This window comes from Arthrobacter sp. Cr_A7, assembly GCF_029222765.1.
Classification (GTDB): Bacteria; Actinomycetota; Actinomycetes; order Actinomycetales; family Micrococcaceae; genus Arthrobacter.
This window is the reverse complement of record NZ_JARHXQ010000247.1, coordinates 40,324-61,660: the sequence shown is the minus strand read 5'-3', so window position 1 is coordinate 61,660 and position 21,337 is coordinate 40,324. Positions and strand designations below refer to the sequence as shown.

The following is a 21,337-nucleotide window of genomic DNA, read 5'->3' as shown; positions in this document are numbered from 1 at the left end:
CGTGGCACTCGTGACATGGATCAAGCAGAAGGACAAGATCGACGGCGCGATGAAGGCTAAGGTCTACTCCTTCTTTGAGAAGTTGCAGAAAGATGACACTGCACCCGGCCTCCACATCGAACCGATGCATACGCCTGCCGACCCTCGCGTCCGCACCGGCCGTATCGATTTGAACTACCGCGCCGTGCTGTTCAAAGTTGCGTTCGAGAACATCCCGCATTACTTCTACTACGGGGCATGGCCCCACGACCAGGCAATCGACATCGCCCGGTCTAGCGTGCTGCAGGTGAACTCTGTCAACGGTGTCCTCGAGGTGGTGCGTGCATCAACACCGACTCCCGTGCCGCCGTCGGACACTGCGACCGGGGAGCGAGTCGAGGTGGTCGAGCCGGAGGCTCCCGAGGAGGAGGTAGAGCCCGAATCACCACAGCTCTGGACGAACCCGCTTGCAGCCTGCGGGATGGATCAGGGCGAGTTGGTGGCAAACCTGGGCCTTGCCGCCGATCTTGTGAGCAAGGCCTTCGCCGCTTCATCTGATGAGGAACTTCTGGATGTTTTGGGCGATGCTCCGGAGTGGCAGGCCACGGCGCTGCTGGAGCTCGCCGCTGGGACATCCGTCTCAGAGGTGCGGGACAAGCTGGCCCTGAGCCGCTACGTCGACGACCCGGAAGAGTCCGAAGAGGACAAGATCAAGCGGGCGCTCGAGCACCCGGCAACGAAGATGCAGTTCACGTTCGTGGGGGACAACTCCGAAGAACTGAAGAAAGTCATCGAAGGCGGCGACTTCGACTCCTGGCGTACCTTCCTCCACCCGGAACAGCGCGTCTATGCCGAACGCCGCTACAGTGGATCCTTTAGGCTTTCCGGCGGTGCCGGCACAGGCAAAACCGTTGTGCTGCTGCACCGGGCAAGGGCACTTGCTCTTGCGGAGCCTTCTTCTCGTATAGTGCTGACCACGTACACGACCACCCTTGCTGAATCGCTTGAAAGCGGACTGGCAAAGCTCGACGCGGGTCTTCCTCGTACATCCAAGCCTGGTGACCGGGGTATTCATGTTGCTGGTGTGGATTCGCTAGTCAACAAGGTATTCCGTGCCGCTACTGAAGCCGAACAGCGGCAGTCAATGAAGGATCTGTTTGGCCTTGAGGCTGCAGCTCCAGGCAAGATACTGGAGGCGGACCGAGCGCGCCAACAATGGGAATCCGCGCTTAGCGACGTGGAGCACGAACTCGAGCCTGAGCTCGCCAACCCCACATTCCTTCAGCAGGAATACGAGACCGTCGTGCTGCCAAACTTCATTACGGGTAAAGACGAGTATCTCAAGGTCCCCCGCGCGGGGCGCGGCACAGCACTCAACCGCGCCAAGAGGCTGGCCGTGTGGAAGGTCATCGAGGGCTACAGGTACTACAACCGGATCGACATGCACGCCTCCTTCGTTGAGATGGCACACCTCGCAGCTTTGATCCTGAAGCAGCGCGCCGAGAATGGCCTGACCCGGATGGCAGACCACGTTCTGATCGACGAGGCCCAGGATTTGCATGCAGGTCACTGGCTCTTCCTTCGGGAACTGGTGCAGCAGGGTCCTGACGACCTGTTTATTGCCGAGGACTCGCACCAACGCATCTACGGACAGAAGGTTCCGCTGTCCCGTTTTGGCATCGGAATTGTCGGCAGGTCTCGGCGGCTGACCCTCAACTACCGCACCACACAGCAGAACCTGGCGTACGCCGTCGGACTTCTGAAAGGCATTCCCGTCACGGACATCGAGGGCACCGATGAATCCGTCAACGGATATACGTCTTCCCGTGTGGGACCGAAGCCACAGGAACACGCGGCAACGTCCTATGTGGAGGAGCTGGACAACCTCGCCCAGACGCTGCGGACATGGCAGGAGGAAGGCGTGCCGCTGGAAACAGTCGGCATTCTGGTTCGCGCGAACTTCCAGATTGGCAAGGTGATCAGCGGACTTAATGAACGGGGACTAGAGGCGCGGATTGCCGGATCCGCCGCTGCTTCCGGGGTGCCGGCAGTGATGACTATGCACCGATCAAAGGGCATGGAGTTCACCAGAGCTGTTCTGTTCGGCATGTCGGACCAGTCGATGCCGGCCGCATACCAGCTGCAGAACCTGGCTCCGGCCGAACAAGCGGATGCGCTTCTGCGCGAGCGTTCGCTCCTCTACGTGGCTGCTACCAGGGCCCGGGACGGGCTTGTCGTGTCATGGAGCGGCAAACCGTCAGAGCTGCTTGGTACAAAGTAGTTTCCATACATAACGGCAATTGGGGGAGAAATGGCGGCAGGATCGACGACGACGAAGTCCCGATGGTGGGATGGAGACGCCAAACAGCGGTACTGGATGGAACTGGTCAACGTGGACACCTGGGGGAGCGAGCTCATTGCACCCGATACACCGCGTTATGACTTGATGAGGGACGTGCGCGTTGGAGATGTTGTTCTCCATTGGGTTGGAAAGAACAATCCAATGCGCTTCAAATCCGGCATGTATGGTGCGTCGATCGTAGCGGGGGAGCTTCAGCCCCGCGCAGGGGACTGGTACGGGAAGCCCGCAAACACGATTCCCCTGACGAACTACAGGCCTTTGCCTCACCCCTATCTCCTGACCGATCTCCGTGCAGATCATCAGTCCGACATCCTTGGCATTAGGAGCGAACTTGAACGTGATTACTCCGGGCGCGGCAAATTCACCCTTTATTTTCCGTTTCAGGAGCATCCGACGAGCGGGCTGAAACCGAACCAGGGGTACCTGTTCAAGCTTCCGGCGGAGGTCATCGATGCTGCTCCGGACCTACTGCCTGACAGTGATTGGGGTGGCTTTGACCGGCCTCTCGTTGCACCTCCGGTCAGCGGGCAAAACGGTGTGAGGCAGCGGTACGCTGGCTTCTGCGCGGATCCGGTCCTTAAGAGAGCCATTGAGGTGCAGGCCGTGCGTCAGGCGATTGGACACTACGAGACTTTGGGGTTCGCTGTGGAGGATGTCGGAGCCTACCGGTCCTACGACCTCGAAGCAGTGCGTGGTGACGAAGTTCGCCGCGTCGAAGTGAAGGGTTCTCAAGGACACGTTCAAAAGGTCATCCTCACCCGCAACGAGGTGACAAATGCCAACGAGTTCGCCCAAACAGATTTAGTCGTGGTCGCGGAGATTCAATGGGAGCGCCATCTGGATGGCAAGATCACTACCGCGGACGGGCTGCTGAGTGTTTATCCCGACTGGACGCCGTCGCCCGAAAACCTCGTGCCCTTGAGCTATGAGTACTTCCTGGATTAGAACTACTGCGAGATGGGTGGGGGGTCGGACCCCCGACCCCCCCAACCCATCAGGCCCTAATAAACCTTGTCCGCCAGCTTGTCCGCGAGATCAGAAGGCGCGAAGTCCTTCGTGTGATAAGTGGTCCACCCCTGCTCCGCGAGCCAGTCGTCCCGTTCGTCGTCGCGGTCCACGAGTACTGCCACTCGGGAGGAAGGCCACAACAGATCTACCTGCCACTGGTTGTCTGGGCCGATGTCTGCCCCCCAGTCTCCGAGCTCTACTTCGACTTCTACAAGTTCGGGGATCAGTTCCTTCAAATCGTGACCGGATTCGGCAAAGACGGTCAGCCAGGCGCTCTGCCGGATGCTTTCCGGAATGCCCAAGTCTTCGGCAACGGAGGATTTCCCTGAAGTCTCAACGCCAAGCGTCCCTAGTGGATTCAACTGTGCCCATTCAAGAAAACCGAGCCCAATCTGCCCGTGCACGCCGAATAGGGTGCCCCGGTCCAGGTTGGAATTGAACAGCTCGCAGCTAGTTTCCGGGACGAGGACACAGCAATGGCAGGCTGCGAGGTTTCGCGCATCCGTTCCTGATCCTCGCGACTCGATGCAGACAGGGTCGGCCGAGCACCACGATGTACGGAACAAGCCTTCATCCAGTGCAGGACCAAGCCGCTTCGGGCTCGCTTGCGCTGCGATGCCACCCAGGCTGCCGGCCGAGTCCGATGAGGCCGTGTAAAGAAGCACTCCGACCTGATCCTGACCCACATAGAGACGTTCCCGGATTGAAGATGCCGGGTAGCCTGCGTCGAGAGAAAGCTGGTCGATGATGATGTGGGACAGCGTGTGGACCAGGGTCTCCACGATGCTCACAGGGGCGGGTTCCAATCCCCGCTGCTTCGCTGCACGCTTGGCGTTGATCCACAAAGTATTTTCCCGGCTTGCGGCGAAGTCAGTTTTTGCCCACGCTTCAACCTGTGACCTGTCCAGGGCTACGAAGAGTCCCTCGCCGAGCGTCTCGATTGCTGGCAGCCAGTTCTGCCGGTTGTCGTCAGGGGAGAGCGGTGACAGCTTTGCGTCGGGCTTGTCCTCGCCTCGCGGTTGGAGGCGGCTGAACCCGTAGAGTGCCCGTACCTCCCTTAGCCTGGTGATTTTTCGTGCGGCCTTGATCCAGTGCTGGTGGGCGGCCGGTACGGCTACTTTCTCAGCGACAAAGTCCGTGTCCGGGCTGTCCTTCCGGCCGTTCATCAGCGCAAGGAACTCTTGCTCACGAAGCTGGTCTTCCGAGAGCTCTGTCTCTTCACTGCCGTGGAACTGGCGTCTGATTTCCGCCCGCAGCTCGTCCACGGAGAAGCGCCCATCAAACTCCTGAACAACCCCTTCCAAAACCCACGCGGACGCTGGTTCAAGTGCCTGAGGCTGGCTGAGCTGAGAAGCCTTCGACGTCACGACCTTTGCAAGAAACTCCGAGTACGGCGGAATCGAGATTGCAGATCTGACTACTGGAAACCAGACGTTAGAAGCACCACGCTGCACGGTCTTTGGAGGCTTACCGCATTCACGCTCCCGGTATCCCCAGCCGAGCCACGGGCGGTTTCCCTGGCATTTCATCTCTTTCAAGGCGATGGAATTGAAGGCGTCGGCCATTGTCCGGGATTTTCCGCACGAGCACCGGACCACCATGTCTGCCAGGGAAGATGTCCGGCCTTCCGAGGCAAGCGAGAGCAAGTGGTTGGCATCCTCAGTCGGGGTGAAACCATGAACCCAATAGGAATAGGGAAAGTCATCGATATGCCCGTCCTCGCATGCGACGACGAATCGTGATGGAGTCAGTGGTGCCAGCGACTTACATAGGCCGCACTTGGGATCCTCGTAGGACGCCTGTAACTGCTGGACCCTCCCGATGCGGTTGCAATTCGGACAAACAAGCATCTGCGGGAAACGAACTACCGGGATCTTCCCGCGGGCTCCTGCAGGGGGCAGCAGGAGCTCTGACACCCTCAAGCTTCTGGCCAGACGTGGCTCACTGACTGGCTTCAGATGCTTCCGGTCCCACTGATCAATGCTGGTGATCATGAAGCTGTTGTTTTCGGCTGGGAACAGGCTTCCGACTCCGAAAGTGGAGATCAGCTGACTGCGCCGGGCGGCATAGGTCTTTTTAGCCAAGGGTGGCATCCTTCCTCATTGGGGCCGGCCGGAGTGCGGTTTCTGCGTCAACGTCGCGCATGCTGCGGGGCGTGGGCCAGGGAATGGTGCTTGTGCTGTATACGAAGTCGGGATCTTCAAGGGCTTTGCTGGAATCGATGAGCAGCGAACGCGGCGAATTCCGCTTGCCTTCGTAAGGCAAATCAGCGTCAGCGAGGGCTGCTTTCCGCCATATGTTGAGAAGTCGCTCCAACTCGTCGCGCGTGGCTGGCGCCTCATCTTGGTCCGAACACTTGTCGATTTCTGCGACTCGATTCCCAACGAGGGACAGGATTTGGTCAACTACCTGGGATTCGTTCCGTACATTTCCAGCGCTAGTCCGGAGGTCGGGCACAAGCATCCTCAATGCGGATACTAGGACTGCGTGGAGGCCGCGATCTCTGGATCTGGCTGCAAAAGGCGTCGCGCTGGTTGCTTCAACGGCCCGATACAGAGCTCCATGGAAGTCGTTGAAGGATTCGTAGTGTGAGCGGTCCCGTGTGCGCGCTGCGTTGAAGATGGTTACTACCAAGCCCGGGTGCTGTCTCCCGACGCGGCTCGTGGCCTGAATATACTCTGCGCTTGATTGGGGCTGTCCCATGACTGCCATGAGACCCAGACGGTCGACGTCCAGGCCAACTGAGATCATGTTCGTGGCTAATACGACATCTTCAGGTACCTGGCTACTCATCAAGCTCTTCTCCAAGGACTTGAGCGCCTCTGGAATTTTGTGGTTCTCAACGCGGCTTGTCAGCTCACTTAGTTGAATTCCACGCCCCTCCAGCCTGCCTTCGCGTTTCGCCAGTAGATTAAGGCGGGCCCGGACGTCGTCGTATACCTGAAGGTAAGCGGAGCCAAGAACCCGGAGACTGTTGAAGTACCCCATGAGCGTCCAGTAGGGGTCACGGTCTTCGGCTGTTGCCGCCTCAATTATGTTGGCCGAGTGCAACAACGAGGCGTAGGTGCGGACCATGAGCGTCGCGTGACTGGTGCCGGACGCGAGCACTCCAACGTATTGGCGTGTTCCGAATTGGTCGGAGGGGGCCTTCTGGGCAAAGAAGGAATCGTCAGGATCAAGTCCCGGGGGCGGGAACAGGCTGGATTGGCGGTTGAAGACGGACCGAATCTGGTCCTGAGCCCTTCGAATCGTAGCCGTGGAGGCAACGATCTTTGGCTTTCTGGCTTCTGAGCCCCCTTCACGCCCGACGCCACTGGCGGCCAAATCAACAGCAGTTTCAAATAACCCCACCGTGGAACCCAGGGGTCCGGAAATAAGGTGCAGCTCATCCTGGATTATCAGGTCCGGGCCCAGATCAGTGGGGGAGAGGCGTCCAAAAAGCGTTGCAATGTCGCCCCGCCAGGACATGCCGGCGAACTTGTCTACAGTGCCGATCACGAGCTCTGGGCGTTCCCTATAGACATCCGTGTCGACTATATGAACTGGAAGGCCGCCAGCGAAGTCGCATGAGGGATTGGAGCACGTCACAGTCATGCGATCTGTCGGTACTTTGATGATCCGGTAGTCGTCGACTGTGAGTCGGGTGCCACACCAAGGGCATGCCTCTATCTGTTTGGGGTTGCCCTCGATGACTTCCTGATTGTTCCTGAGCTTTCCGAGGTTCGTCCTCGCAGTCGCAATGTCGTTCGGGGTGGCGCCTCCGCCGACCCACAGGCCGATGCTGAATGGTGCGTCTCCAAGACGATTCTCGTTGCCTAGCCGCACGGATTCCAGGGAGCAGATGAGCATAGCGGCGCGCTCGAACTGTTGAATGGTCAGAAGTCGCAGCGTGTAGCGCATGATCACAGCAACGCCGCGAACGTTGTTGTCCCGAAGCCGTCGAAGAAGTAGGAGGTAGGCGATAAGCCCGAGATACGCTTCGGTTTTTCCACCACCGGTGGGAAACCAAAGGAGATCGGCTATGTCCCTTTCCTCGTGTTGGTCGTCCGTTAGCGACGGCAGATTGATGAGGATGAAAGCGATCTGGAACGGGCGCCAACCCTGCTCGCCAAGTCTGAAATCGCCCGTGGCTCCTTTTCGTACCCAGTCCTGCCGGGAACGCTGCATATGCATCGCTTTGTTCGCCAGCTGAAACGCCTCGAAGGCTTTTGTATCCTCAGCGAGCAATCGGATACCAGCCTTGATGCGACTGTGGGCGATCCCCGCCTGCTTCATGTGTTCGTCCGCGACCCCGCGCAGGTGGGGTGGCACGTACGCCGGTCCGTCCTGTGTTGCAGATGCAGTGGATACCGCGATCCAGGACGAGTAGTCCTGTGCGAGGCGGTTGAGTTCGGCAACGACTTCGTCGCGAGATGCTGATGCCATGAATGGCAGCGACAGATTGGCGGCACTGCCTCCAGCCATGGATCTGTGGACGTCTTGCCGGGGGACAAACGTTGACGAGACTCGTTGACAAAGCCGCCCGTCGACGTCGGCCTCTTGTACTTCGATTGCGCACCCGTGGCCTGCCCCGAAGACCATGTGATTGCGGTAGAGAAGCTCCGAGGACGCCAAGTCGGGGTCGGACGGGACGTTCGTGCGGAGCTTGGAACGGTCTACCAACGCCGGGACTGGCGTGTGGACTGATACGCCGGCCTGGAACCAGCACGCCACATCCTTGTCGGAGGTCGGGTCCGGCTTGGGTTGCGTGTTTCGAAGAACAACGGTGACAGTAACAACAGCATCTTCCGGGGCACGCACCAAGGCATACAGCTCCAGGGCGCCGCCCTCAAGCAGGTGACGCTGAGGTCCAGGTGCAGCAAGATCTACCTCGATCTCGGGCAAATCAGCGGCAGTTCGCTGCCAATCATAATTGTCACGCCGTTTGCTGCCACTCTCCCGGACAGTAGCTATTGGCGTATAGCGCGCAGCTGTTGGGGTGACAGTCAGGGACATGGAACGGTTTGTATCCACGGAGACGGTAAGGCCTACACTGCTGGGATACGTCAGGCGGGCGTTCGCGACGGAGCTGTCCACGGAAGCCTCGCCCGAAGCTGCAGCAACTGATTCCGGCTCATCGGGGGCTTCGACGTAGGTATCGTCAGCTGCCGGCCAAAGCACGCCGGTCACATAGCGCTCGAGCGGACGTTCGGTAATTAGCTCGTCCGGGGCCCCCGGTCCGAAAAGGTCGGTCTCGAGGCGGTCCACCATTTCACGACGGAAGGCGTATTTGGTATCCAATTTCGACACTTATTGCTCCTAGTTCTTTGTCCGCGTGATCAAACCGGTTAGCCGGGGGACCAACCACATGCCCGAGGAACCCAACCCCGTCAGCTTCGTTTCTTCCGGATGGCCGGTCGCGCATTCGATGGACGTGACGCGCGCGCCCGTGAACCCTGCGGGCCACTCGTCCCTGCGGTGAGTCTTGAATGCAAAGTTCTTTTTCAGCGCGTACGCGAAGGATGGGCTGGTTCGCCCGATAACCTTGCCTTCACTGGTCGTCAATACATAGCGGGGCACTTCGCCGGGCTCCGGCTCGGATTGCAGGGAGCCAGACACTACCTGGCCCAAGAGGTCCTCCAATACGAGGTTGTCCTGGATTGCCTGGGCATCGCCGTCTTCGGGGTAGTAAGGGGAGACATCATCGATGTCCGAGTTGAGGAACTCCATCCGGGCGTTGTACGCGCCGTACTTTCCGTAGGCCTTTTCCAACCAGCGTCCAGTTGATCCATCGGCGCGCTGAAGCAGCTTCTTCGGCAACTTCGTGGAAATGATCTCTTCCCGTGCGCGGGTCAGCGCAACGTATTTTTGCTTGAGCGTTGCCTCGTTCTGCTCAGCGGCCGGCGATCCAAACTCGGGCTGCAGATAGAGGACGTTGGTGAACTCAAGCCCCTTGGCGCGGTGAACGGTGGAGACTATAAGGCTGGCAGTATCTGCCACTGTCAGAGTTAAGGGGATTGAACGGCTGCGGAGTCGCTGACTCAGCTGGGGAACGTTCAAGGAATTGTAAGCCGTGAAATTCCCTTCAGCTGTCTTTAGCGCAAGCCATAGGTCAGCTGCTGAGTCGCCAAAGACAGCGGTAAGGCGTGACCTGATGTCGTCCGCGTCGTACGTTCGATCTTCGAGGTCTTTGAAGACCTGGTGCACCCAAGGCGCCACACTCATGTCCTGAGCTTTGCGGCGAATCAGATGCGGATAGCCGTTCTGCCACAGAAGTTCGCTCGCGATAAGCACCTCGTAGTTTGTCGAACAGAGGAGGGCAGTCGTCTCGCCGGCATTCGGGCTTAGCGCCCCGGACTCATTTAACACCGAGGTGCTGGACACTTCCCTTCGGAAGTCGTCGAGAAGGCCGTGTGCTCTCTCTGAACCTGAATCATCGAGCTCACCGAGGCTCCGTATTTCGTCACCGACAGAAATGAGCTCCCGGGTGCGGTCAGTGACCGCCCGATAATGTCTGGCAAGTTTCTGGTGTTCAGCACCAAAATCAGTTTTCAGCTTCTCGATGAGCTCGCCGGACGTCAGCTTTGAGTCTGACTCCTCCAGCTGGAAATCGTATATACCTTGCAACGGATCCCCGAGCACTGTGAAGCCTAGGTCCTCGCCTAATGCGGCGAACAAGGCCAAGACAAGCTCCGCCCGGTCTCCCACGAGGTCCTGGGCTTCATCTACCAGAATGTGCTTTAGGTGCAAGATTCGGTCGGGCGTTTCTTCGCCGGCAATGTATTGCGTCGCTTTCCTAATCCGCGCATCAAAGCTATCACCGAGACTATCTTCGTCCATGTCGATCAGTATTTGCGCGGCAAAGGAGTCGAACGTCCTGATCTGCAAGCCATCCAGGTCGTGCACCCGAGCACGTTTCCGTACTGCTTCGACGGCGGCTCGAGAGAAACTCAGTACAAGAATCTCGTCTGCCGGATTTAGACCGTCTTCTGCGAGTGTTTTCACTCGGGCCAGAAGCACCTCGGTCTTGCCTTGCCCCGCCGCGGCCGTGACAAAAAGCCTGTCCTCTGGTTCCGCTTCCGCTACCGCCCGCTGACTCTCGTCCAGCTCAATCTCAGCGAGCACTTATTGCCTCGTTCCTCCAAAGGTAGTCCAGCTGCGTGAAAGCGAGCTGGTGCCCATACTGATCCAAGTTGTCCTTCACATTCACAATCAAAACTTCTTCGCTGCCGCCGTTCAACGGACCACGAAGGCCCCGCCCAATCATCTGGATGTACTTATTGGGGGAGAACGTGGGACGGCAAACGTATACGGCATCCACCTTGGGTGCGTCGAAGCCCTGGGTGAGTACGTCGAAGTTAGCCAGAACGCGAATTCTTCCGTTTCGGAAGTCTTCAATGATGGAACGTCTGTGACCAAGATCGGTTTTACCCGATATTGCGGCTGCGGGAATGCCTTCCACCGTGAGGACGGCGGCGAGAGCTTCGGCGTGTTCCACGGAGGCCGCAAAGACAAGAGTTGGTCCTTTCGTGTCCGATGCCTTGATGTGGTCAAGAATGGCCTCATTGCGTTGCGTGTTGTCTGCTACGTGCTGGAGGTCGATGCGGGCCTCGAGCATTGCACTTTGTGAATCCTGGTCCCGGGCTGAGGGCATATCTTTGAGTTTGAGTTCGATGCCCTTCAGCTCCCGATGTTTCACCCGGGCCAAAACACCCATTTCCTGGAGATACTCGTGGGCGTTTTCCGCGCTGAACTCATCGGGCTCGATGAGATTGCGTCCAAATCGGGCCACGAGTCGCTCGGTCTCCTTTTCGTTGGTGCCCCGATAGGGTGTGGCCGAAAGGCCAAGCAGCGATCGTGACTTTTCCATGAATGAGCGGCCGAACCAGGAAAGGACGGGTGTGTAGGAAGTTGCCGTCGCCCCGTGGGCCTCATCGATGATCACGAGGTCTGGATCAGACATCCATTCATACATAGACCGACGTGTCTGTTGGATGCTGGCAAGTGTTTGGATTGTCGCAACGACCAGGTGGAGTTTGGTTTCCTCTCGAACGGCGCTGTTGCCGCCCCAGAGCCTACTAACTGCCATCCGTTCACCGGGAGCTCCTGCTGCTTGCCACACGTAGGTCCAGGTTTCGATGGCCTGCTCGCAGAGTTCCTCGGATTGAGCGATCCAGATGACTAAGCGATGTTCTTCCTTTGGCGCTTTTTTGATCTCACGGATCACGGATTCAACGGCTACACGGGTCTTGCCGGCTCCCGTGGGCAACTGAACCAGGCCACGGCTGTGCTTTGTGTCCCCCGCCAGGAGGTCGACGATTTTCTTGCTGGTTGTCTCCTGGTACGGGTGAAGTGGGTTCAAACCCACAGGTCCGACGAACTCCTCGCGCTCCGGTTTCTTCTTGATGGATTCACCGGCCATTGCGGGGGAGAACCCGAGCTCTTTGACGAACTCTTGGGCCGTTTTGCCGCCACGGAACTGATCCGGGGTCTCGATACCTGCCTCTGACAGTGCGGGCTTGAGTACCTTGAGGAGACTGCTCCCGTGCAAGTTGCTAACGATCTCGAACATGCGCTCGTCAGTCAGCTGCAGACCCCTGGCCTCCAGCATGTTTGTAACTGCGTCGGGAATAAGTCTCCGGAGGGTGTCGCGGCCGACGAGCTCAGCAATCTTCCCGGCATCTGTTTTTTGCTTGTTGACCCGTCCGATGCGAGCCTGGGCTTCGTCGTCTTTCTTAAGCTGTCGCATTGCCTGCATTACTTGCAAAGTGGATCGTTTGCTTCCAAAGGCTCCCAGGATTGTCGTCAGCAACGCCTGATCGCCCTGAGGTGCCCGGTAGTACAGCATCCCATCATGCAAGTATGAAGCTCTGGGAGTTGCCAGTGAGTGGGAGTCGTAGCTATTAGTCTGGACTTCGTTTACTGACATGCAGGGGACACACAGAGTCTGCACCGTGACTTCACTGGCCACCCGCTTGAGGTAGGGGAAAAGCGCCTTAATACTCTTCGGTTCTTCGCCTTCTACGGGTACGGCATCAGCCGACTTGAAAAATTCGATAGTTATCCGCTTAATTCCCCAGTTCTCTTCCAACGCCTCATCCAGTTCCGGATGACCTGTGTAGAGCGCTGGAGCGCTGGCGGTCTCTACTAAATGCTCCCGAGATGCGAGATTGGAAGCGAGGACCACGTCCTTGGTCAAGTATCGAGTGTTCCGCCCTCCGCTGAGAGGGGTGAGAAGTTCCTTTGGCGGACGTACTTCGAGGGCGGCCAGTGCGCCGTATAGTTCGTGCAGTTGTTGCATGGGCAACTGATGCTCAGCCAAGGAAAGGACGAGGGCCCATTTAATTCGGGCGGGATCGGATGGGAAACCTAGCGCTGCTGCTGCTTCTTCTCCGGGGAAGGGCAGATAGTCCGAGGGAATCCCTTCGACTTTTCCAACGCACTGCTGGGCATCCACTGTTCCAAGCGGCGTTTCGAAGGCGCCGTACTTCTTGACCCACCAGAGATCGGGCCCGTCTATCGTTTCTGCCGGTCGAAAACCGCTGCTGAATTCAACCTTCGAGGGATACTGTGGCCGCCCCAGAATCGTCCGTGTCACCTTGGCTCGAGTCGTGGCTGACGCATCGATGAGAAGGTGAAGGCCATCCGTCGTAAGGGCCTGGTTGAATCGTATCCCGGCCTCGGAAAGGGGTGCGGGTCCGTTACGAGATGCATCGGCAAGACGGCTTGCCTCAGCCTGCTTCCAGAGTTCGTAGGTTTCACCGGCACGCGTCATCTTGGCGTCTACGAGCAGAGTCCTCGCGCCGAGGTTCTTGAGGAGAGCGAGGTCGTTGGCGTGGAACTGGTCGTCCACTACAAGATGCTCATCGCCAACACTGTTTAGGGCGAATAGTCCGCCTGGGAGCCACACGTTGCCCAACTGGCGCCACTGATGATCGCGGCAGCGAACCAAAACTTTCGTAGGGTCCGTTCTCTCGTTGATAACGGCCAGACTCTCGGGGACTGCTAGCGATCGAGTAAGCCTCCACAAAGACTGCGCGAGCTCGATGTCTGTGTAGTCTTGACCGACTTTACTGGCGACTCGGCTGACGATGCCGCGGCCATCTTGTGCTTGGAGGTCAAGGGCACGAAGGTAGCTGTTCGCGTTGCCATGGTGCATCAAGTCGTATGAAACCACATTGGCGGACTCGTCGTCGGCACTCATGGGAAGAAACACTCTGGACGTAATGGGTGCCTCGACGCTGCCGTCCGACATGAGCACGATACGGCTTCGACGCATGGCTGGCCGATAATCCGCATAGGATTTGTCGATCATGGCGGCTAATTGGAGCGCATTCTCGTAATCCTGCAGCTCGCCGCCAACAACAACTTCTTGCAGCCACTCCTCAACCGAGGCACGCTTCGAATTTGCTTCCTGCAGGATGCGGGCCACTTGGGGCTCGCGCCCTCGCAGTGCAATAGAGTGCAACCACGGTCGGTCTGCCGGTACCCAGGAATCCCAGAGTGCCGTCAGTCGAGTTGCTTCTTCGAGAACAGGCTGGACCTTGATTTCCGTCGGTAGTCTCAAGGTTCCAGATCTGTCTGGCAGACACGGGGCAAAGGGAAGAATTGTGAAGATTGGTTTATTGATCGCAGCGTCAGTCCAGGAATAGGATTCTCGGGCACGTGACGGAAGAATATCGAGAAACAGCGCAGGATCCGTCGGGGTACTGAGGTCCTTGAGAGCTCCTGCGACCATCCGCGGAAGGGTGCGAGTAAGGATCTCTTTGTTATAAAGAGTTTCCAGGATGCTGTGCCGGTCCTCATTCATCTTGAATGCGGCGTTAACGATGCCTCGAAGCGAAGTCTCGTGCTGGGTAGGAAAGTAGTTCCAGAACCGGCCTAGCTTTTTACGCTGATTATCGGTCAACGGGACCGCCCAGGTGACGTCCACCTGCTTGCGCGCTACGATGCTCCCGGCCTCGACGGCTGCCTGGGTGCTGACGACATGTTTGTCCCGGAAGATGCGCCACTCGTTCGTGGCGGTCCCGTCATTGAGATTAACTCGGTTACCGTCTCTATCGGCAGACCAAGTAAGCGCGGATCCATCGATCCGATCATCGAACTCCAGAGATCCGATTTTTTCGGAGAAGAGAAGAAAGTCCCCGGGGAATTTCTTAATCTCATCGGACAGCCAGGAGACATTACCTGTCAGAGGCAGTTTCACAACGGTAGAGGCCCAGGGGAAGAGCTCGGCGAGAACACCGTCGTCGGCTGCTGCGATGTCCGGGTCTACGGTCGTGGCTAGTCGAAGAATTGGGTAGGTTTCGAGGTTCGGGTACAGGCCCTGGAGAAGCTCCCGGCTTCGGGTCTGGCTCCACGAGACGGAGCCGCTCCGGCTGTAGATCTTTGGATCAGAGGTTATTTGGATAACCGACTTGAACCCTAGCCCAAAACGACCAATCTCATCGTCACGCTTTTCAGATGAGTGGGAGAGCATTAGAGTCCGAAAGCCCGCCTCCGAAAAGGCCTGGCCCTCGTTGGCGCAGTAAAGCGCATCCTCCGTCAAGACCACTTTGATGCGACCCCCGGCATCCTTGATGGCGTCGGCCGCGTTCTGTATAAGTTCGTTTAGCTGCTTCCGGCCGTAGCCGCCTTGGGAAATAGCAGCTTCAATGTTGCTGTGTTCGCGGACAAGGTCAGGACGGGCCCTGTAAGCATTAAGTGCGCTCTGTGTTTCAGCCGCAACAAACTTGCTGAGCGGCGAAGTCACGCCGGCCCATGAATCCCGAACCGTCATCGGTTCTGTCCCCCATATCGAGATCACTGCTATCGGCCCACGCCGAAGTCTTCTCGACAATATTTACCACCAAGACGCCACTTTTTCCCGCAGCTCTTGATACAGCGAGGCTTCTCAGAGGTGCTATACGAGGCAACGGGCTATGGCACTACCTAGGGCGTGTTGCTAAACCCCTTTGAGGGCTTGTTGGCGTTGGCTGGTGTGATGAGCGATCGCTTTCTGCTGTCTGACGAGGTGTGGTCCGTGATCGGACCCCTGTTTCCAGCCTGGAAGGGCAACGGGCGCCCAGTCGCGAACCGCCGCCTGATCGTGGAGGGGACTGCATGGAAGTTCCGAACCGGGGCGCCATGACGGGACCTACCCGAGCACTTCGGGAACTGGAACACCGTGTTCAAGAACTTCGACCGCTGGGCCAAAGATGGCACGTGGACGGAAGTTCTCGAACACGTCCAGACCCGAGCGGAGGCCTTGGGCGATCTTGACTGGGTCGCCTCGATCGATTCCACGATCGTGCGCGTCTACCAGCACGGAGCGACCCTTCCACGCCTCACAGGGGGTCCCCTCGAATTACATGAAACTCGGCATCGAACCGCCTGACCACGCGATCGGGCGTTCCCGCGGTGGGCTGACGTCCAAGCTGCACATGGCCACCGACGGCAAAGGGCGAATGCTCTCAGCCGTCCTTACCGCCGGCAACATCAATGACACGACCATGATGGCCGCCACCCTCGAGGAGATCCGGGTCCCACGGCATGGAAGGGGAAGGCCCCGGACCCGCCCGGACCGCGTCTTGGCTGATAAGGGGTACACGTCCAAGGCCAACCGCAGCTGGCTGGCCGACCGCGGCATTAAGGCCACTATCCCTGAAAAGTCTGACCAGGCAGCGAACCGGAAGAGAAAGGGCTCCGCTGGCGGGCGCCCGCCGGCGTTCGACGGTGAAGCCTACAAGGGGCGCAACGTCGTCGAACGGGGATTCAACCGACTCAAGAACTGGCGGGGCCTCGCCATGAGATCGGACAAAACTGCACGCAACTACCTCGCCGCCGTACAACTCGCTGCATCGCTCGTCTGGCTAAAAGCCAGCTTTAGCAACACTCCCTAGGGCTGTGGGGACCGCGGCGTTGGGTTTGGTTCATGAGTGACCGTCATCAGTCCCAATGATTCACGATGCGAGGTATGACAAACGAACACATTTGGGAAGAGAAATTCTGGAGTGACGGTCACTCAGATTTGCGACGATACGAGGCTGGGGGCCTGCCGGGTACGTCCGCCGATTGGTCGTGCCGGCACCGGTCCAGTCCTCGGCACAGGATAGTCGTGGGCACCCTCGTTGTTTTGTGGTGCAGTTTCGCGAGCCGTGTCGGTCCACGGTTTTCTTATCATCGTGTCGAAAAAATTTGCGTCAAGATCTCGACCGAGAGCTGCTGCCAGGACGTGGGCAGCAAGTCGCGGTGGAATGGCGTTACCAATCTGTTGCGAGACGTCCTTGCCCGACCACGGGTAATCGGCGGGGAACGTCTGGAGCTGGCCAGCCTCCGCAAGTGTGAGGCGGTCGAGTTCGTTCCCGTTGAAGAACAACCGGTTCCGGGAAACCTTTCCGGTGACCGTGAAAGCCGGTTCCTTCGAAGTGCGCTGACCTCGGGCCTTTGGGTCCCCGCCGGTTCCATAATTGGAGATCATCACGAAGGGCTCCACCCGGCCTAACGTTTCGCCGATGCTCAGGCAGGGCAGCAACGAAGGCCGGCTCGTAAAGGCTTTCGCCTCTTTTCTCCTGAATCGGTGATGCGTGGGTGCGGGAAGTACGGGGGTGCGGTGACGGCTCGCGATCAGGATCGCGCGACGGCGCGTCTGCGGCACCCCGTACTCATCTGCGTGGAGTACGCCAGTCACCGTCCCATAACCCAGTGGTTCCAATACCTTTGCCATGGCCTCCCACACGGGCAGAACCGCAGGCACCTGCTCCAACACAATAACCTCGTAGGCGTTCCCCGCCTTATGGGCCTCCAATGCCCATCGCAGCGGCTGCAGCACTAGCCCGGTCCGCTCATCATCCAACCTGGCTAGCTCAGTTGTGACGTCGTCCTCGTCGGCCATGCGCGTAATGAAGGACAGGACCCGGTCCAATGCCTTACGACCAGCACCTGCCCCGGCAACGGTGTACGTCTGACACGGCGGCCCCCCGGCGAGAATCGTCGCATGGGGAAACTCGGCGGGACCATGATCCCGTACGTCACCTTGCACGGTTCCAAGCCCGGCAGCCCGCCTGGTTGCGCAAGCATTTTCGTCCCACTCAATGCCGGCCACAGACAATCCCAGCCAGCGTGCAGCGACATCCAGTCCACCAGGACCGGCGAAGAGATCCACCATTTCAGCGTCGGAAAGAGGTGGGTCCGATTGCAGAAAGGTCATGGGACACAATCTTATCGGGCAACGGATCACCGATGGGCCAGCATCCTTCCTGTCGACCGCCTTCGAACTCAACAAGGTGAACGGGCAGCGGGCAAGCTTCGTGCTCGGCGTCCTTGATAGCTCTGCCCACTCCCGCGACGCGGACGGCTTCAGCTGGGATGTCTCGGTCGACAGGAAAGGTGGGATCAATTCCGGCCGAATGGAGCTGATGTGACCAGGAAGCCTGAACACATCAGCGTGGTCGAGCTTCGGAACGCCATGGTTGAGGTTGTCCGCACGACAGGCGGCATCACCGTGGACGAGCTGCACCGGGAAACCATCCGGACGTTCGGCGCGGAGCGCCTGACTGCAGGAGTAGCCACCCGCCTAAATCAAGGCTTGCAATACGGTAGACACTGGGCGGCTGGAACTGCGCGGCGAGTTTGTGCAACTGGCCAGTTAGCGGGAACGCACCCCAAATGGAGGCAGCAGAAGGCCGCCCTGGCTATTTCTTCCGCAGTTTATTAATAACTTCGGCTGCTTGCCGGTAGGCCTCTTTTGCCTCGGGGCTTATTGCTGCCCGATACAACTTCTTGCCGTCCTCGAAAAGCTCACCGGCCTTCGCCTGCACTTCGGGGTCCCTCGCGAGCGCGTAGGCCTTGGCGGCGGTAGCCTTCACTTTCTGCCCGCCGATCTTAAGAGCGGCAGCGGCTTTGTCTGTTCTTCCGGCCATTATTTGCTCCGTATCGTTGGGTTGTGCTGCTTCCGTAGTCGGCAATTACGCAGCGATCGCAGGGAAGACGACGAGTGATCCGTCGCTGTTTCGCTCCATCTCGATGGCGACATCGCCTTGGTGACTATCGGTGTGAAGACCGTCTCCCAGTGCACGAAGGCGATAGGCGGCTTGAAGTAGTTGGTCTACCTCGCCCGGTGTAAAGGCTGGAAGCCGGAATCCGCCGTCGCGCTTCAACTCAAGATTGGCCAGTCGGTGCAAAACCTCGGTGATGCCGGACTCCAATTCGTCGGTGCTGCGCCCGTCGTCGCGCAGTGTTCCGATGAAGCTCGTAAATGGGTTGCTAGTATCCTGCTGGGCGTGATCGACCGCCTGAAGCACGAGCACCCGCCGTTTGAGAGCGATGGCAAGCCTCGCGATTTCCAAGTGAGCTCGAAACGTGCCGCCTTCCTCGGTGACGCCGGGGAACGACTTCTTCAGTGCGCTCACTTCGACTGCCCCGTCAGGCAAGGCATCTAATGCAGCTTCCCACTTCTTCAGCCGCCTACGGGTGGCAGCGATGGCAGTGTTGATCCCGTGCACAGAGGAATCCAAGCCAAGGGAGAAGCCTATTTTTCCCTTGTCAAGGAGAATGGAAGTGGCCTTATCGATCGCTTCGCGGGAACCGTCGAGTTCGTTACGCTCCTTATCGAGGGAGTCCTCGTGCAACTGCTCCAAGAGGTCAGTGATGCGCTCGATGGCTTCCTGACGTTGTTGTTCGGCGTGCGCGCTGACGCCGACGGCCACTGCCATCAGCACGAGCGGCGCCGCTACAGTCAAAGCGCCGGCGCTAGCTACCGCTACACCAGCTGTCGCGGCCGAACCAGTTGCCGCCCCGGCCGCACCTGCCGCACCGGCACCCACAGCTGAGGCTTTACTACAAGCCACAGGGACAAAAGTAGCGTTGGCTACGATACCGTGCGAGTCGCGCAGCGCGCTATGGACGCCTCCTGCAACTGTCTTGGACACCATCGGAGTGACGAGACCGCTGCCCACCTGGGACGCAACTTTCGCCGGTACCACCATTGTATAAAGCACTTCGCCTGTCTCGGCGAGATTCAGCTTCTGCGGAGCCGATTTAGCGGTTTGCGATACAAGTTGTGCCAGCTGCGTAGCGAGCGGGCTTGCAGCATCAAGCGGGATCCCACCCTTCCGATTGCGTGCTGGAGGCATCGGATGCATCTCAAGCGTGGCGATGGGGGAATCTGCCAGTGCTGCCAACACCGTCCTTAGCTCAGAAAGGCGAGCAGGCGTGAGGCCTTCGCTGCCGAGCACGTCAGTCACGCTAACTTCGGTTGTCGCAAGTGTCCATACCGGCACGAGCTCGTTGTTCTTGTTTGTCATGTGATGTCCCCTCGCAGGCCGAAATTCCGCCTAGGCGGGTGACCCGGCCGCCAGCAGGATTTTGAAGCCCCCGCGTTTCGCTACCGTTCGATCGATATCGTCCCACACAGGGATCCGCAATCACGAAAGTGTCACGCCCGTGTCTGTCTGCCTCTCTCGTTACACTGAAGTTACATCCAGCACTCCAGCCCAGCTGGGGGCTAACTAGCAGGAACGGAACCTATGCCGTTCAAGGCAGATGGGGTCCGATGTCCAGAGTTAGATCGTTCAAGTCCTTCGCGGTGGTGGCGTCGCTGACGGCCGCAGTTCTGGCCGCACTTCTCGTGGCAACGATGCTTGGAGTTGGCCCGATCGCAAACGCAAGTCAAACCGTTCTGCTGAAGTCCGTGAGGGACGTAAGTCAGCTCCATACGGCCATTGGCACCTTCGAACTGGTCATAGAGGACGAGGAAAATATCGGTGGTCTGCCCGATTTTATCGAGGGCCGAAAAACTTTGTTTGTTGCTGTTGGAACCGTGAACGCACTCGTTGATTTAGAGAACCTAGCTGAAGAAGACCTTGCGGTATCCGCTGACGGAAAGTCGGTGACGGTGCGGCTGCCCGAGCCCCAGCTCGACAAGCCCAACATTGACCATGAGCGGACGCGCGTGTACAGCCAAAAGCGTGGGGTCGCGGACCAGATTGTCGACGCATTCGAGGCGCCGCAGCAAGCCAAGTTCTACAGCCTCGCCGAAAGCCGGATAGCTGCTGCCGCGGAGGAATCAGATCTGCAGCAACGGGCCGCTGATAACGCTAAGAGTGTGCTTACCAACTTATTTGCTTCGCTCGGCTACGAGGTCACCTTCAAGGACGGCGCATCTAGTTAGAGACGGGCTTTGCCAAAGCGCTTGGTTTATGGGTACCCGCGCGAGGAATCAGGCCGTAATAACCTCATCAGCGGTACACCTTGATCCCCACTACGGCCGCGCTCACCACGACTGCACGCTTAAACTGCGCATTCAGCCGCTAAGCTCCGAGTGTTCACCGGACATAATATTGATGGACGGAAAGCCGAATAACTGATAACGACGAGCAGTATGAGTTTAAAAAAGTGCGCGCGATACGCGCCACAAGCGCCAGCACGATAGAAGAAAGTGGCAGGACTCCGGCCGGGCGCCCATGTCACGCCGCAGCGCGCTCTATTGGCAGGGATGGGCCCCGCGGCGGTGGCCAGGCATCTCCGGAGTTTTGGCCCGTTTATTGAGTTCTGTGCCGCCCGTGGAGTGCGGACCGAAAAACCAAGGGGATGGTTTGTCGGAAAAGCCGCAGTCACGCCGCCAGCCAGAAACATCGCTTGCGCCGCGATTTTCGGAATGGACGGCGCAGCGGCACCCGGACTTGAATGGCGAGTTGACACCCCACGACGTAAGCCCCGATCTCAATCAACGAGTGTGGTGACTGTGCCCCAACGGGCATTCTACTCACGACACGCTGAACGCCCGGTCGCGGGGAAGGGTTTGCCAGGAGTGCTTAGGTCCCGGCCTCGCAGATCAGCCGGCGTCCGCAGAGGAAGTAGCGTCCTGCCGTGGTTCGTCGCCGTACACATTTGTAGACGACTCCCGCAGCGGCCAAGTCACAGCCTGCGCGCCAGCGTCAGAGGGCCACCACCACAAGTTTTGTACACACGTTTCGATTATTTGCGTTTGGTGACCGTGGGCCGGATGTGGGCCAGGAACCGCGAGACAGC

At 58.7% G+C, this 21,337-nt stretch carries 11 protein-coding genes and 1 pseudogene; 5 read left to right on the top strand and 7 right to left on the bottom strand.

Annotated elements, in window-relative coordinates; all coding sequences use genetic code 11:
- Position 1 precedes the first annotated feature (1 nt).
- Entirely contained in the window at positions 2 to 2,260 is a 2,259-nt protein-coding gene (locus P2Q66_RS14560) for a 3'-5' exonuclease (protein ID WP_275729231.1), read from the top strand.
- Between the two features lie 96 nt (positions 2,261 to 2,356).
- A complete protein-coding gene (locus tag P2Q66_RS14555) occupies positions 2,357 to 3,286 on the top strand; it encodes a DUF3883 domain-containing protein (protein WP_275729228.1) in 930 nt (309 codons plus the stop codon).
- A gap of 56 nt (positions 3,287 to 3,342) precedes the next feature.
- Here P2Q66_RS14555 and P2Q66_RS14550 read toward each other — a convergent pair whose 3' ends face one another.
- Genes P2Q66_RS14550 through P2Q66_RS14535 form a run of 4 tightly spaced genes read right to left on the bottom strand, consistent with a single transcriptional unit; the run spans position 3,343 to position 15,080 of the window.
- The gene (locus P2Q66_RS14550) at positions 3,343 to 5,433 is read right to left on the bottom strand and encodes a DUF1998 domain-containing protein (RefSeq protein WP_275729226.1); all 2,091 of its coding nucleotides are present in this window, start codon (positions 5,431 to 5,433) and stop codon (positions 3,343 to 3,345) included.
- Positions 5,426 to 8,638, bottom strand: coding sequence for a helicase-related protein (locus tag P2Q66_RS14545; protein WP_275729224.1), 3,213 nt, complete (start codon positions 8,636 to 8,638; stop codon positions 5,426 to 5,428). Before P2Q66_RS14545 ends, P2Q66_RS14550 begins: the two co-directional genes overlap by 8 nt.
- Before the next feature lie 9 nt (positions 8,639 to 8,647).
- The gene (locus tag P2Q66_RS14540) at positions 8,648 to 10,453 is read right to left on the bottom strand and encodes a UvrD-helicase domain-containing protein (RefSeq protein ID WP_275729222.1); all 1,806 of its coding nucleotides are present in this window, start codon (positions 10,451 to 10,453) and stop codon (positions 8,648 to 8,650) included.
- A complete protein-coding gene (locus P2Q66_RS14535; RefSeq protein WP_275729219.1) occupies positions 10,443 to 15,080 on the bottom strand; it encodes a DEAD/DEAH box helicase in 4,638 nt (1,545 codons plus the stop codon). Before P2Q66_RS14535 ends, P2Q66_RS14540 begins: the two co-directional genes overlap by 11 nt.
- Positions 15,081 to 15,311: 231 nt before the next feature.
- On the opposite strand from P2Q66_RS14535, the pseudogene P2Q66_RS14530 reads away from it, so the two are divergent.
- Positions 15,312 to 16,209, top strand: a pseudogene (locus tag P2Q66_RS14530) (IS5 family transposase).
- Between the two features lie 122 nt (positions 16,210 to 16,331).
- Here P2Q66_RS14530 and P2Q66_RS14525 read toward each other — a convergent pair.
- Positions 16,332 to 17,516 (bottom strand): DNA cytosine methyltransferase, encoded by a 1,185-nt coding sequence (locus P2Q66_RS14525; protein WP_275729217.1) that lies wholly within the window; start codon positions 17,514 to 17,516, stop codon positions 16,332 to 16,334.
- Here P2Q66_RS14525 and P2Q66_RS14520 point away from each other — a divergent pair.
- Positions 17,515 to 17,730 carry a hypothetical protein gene (locus P2Q66_RS14520; protein ID WP_275729215.1) on the top strand — a complete coding sequence of 72 codons (216 nt, stop codon included), beginning with the start codon at positions 17,515 to 17,517 and terminating at the stop codon, positions 17,728 to 17,730. The genes P2Q66_RS14525 and P2Q66_RS14520 overlap by 2 nt on opposite strands.
- A 270-nt stretch (positions 17,731 to 18,000) precedes the next feature.
- Here the strand turns inward: P2Q66_RS14520 and P2Q66_RS14515 are convergent, their stop codons facing one another.
- Both P2Q66_RS14515 and P2Q66_RS14510 read right to left on the bottom strand, forming a co-directional pair.
- Positions 18,001 to 18,228: a hypothetical protein gene (locus P2Q66_RS14515; RefSeq protein ID WP_237430034.1), complete on the bottom strand. Its 228-nt coding sequence runs from the start codon at positions 18,226 to 18,228 to the stop codon at positions 18,001 to 18,003.
- 45 nt (positions 18,229 to 18,273) lie between these two features.
- Positions 18,274 to 19,611: a hypothetical protein gene (locus P2Q66_RS14510; RefSeq protein WP_275729211.1), complete on the bottom strand. Its 1,338-nt coding sequence runs from the start codon at positions 19,609 to 19,611 to the stop codon at positions 18,274 to 18,276.
- Between the two features lie 248 nt (positions 19,612 to 19,859).
- On the opposite strand from P2Q66_RS14510, the gene P2Q66_RS14505 reads away from it, so the two are divergent.
- Positions 19,860 to 20,477: a DUF4230 domain-containing protein gene (locus tag P2Q66_RS14505; protein ID WP_275729209.1), complete on the top strand. Its 618-nt coding sequence runs from the start codon at positions 19,860 to 19,862 to the stop codon at positions 20,475 to 20,477.
- Positions 20,478 to 21,337 lie beyond the last annotated feature (860 nt).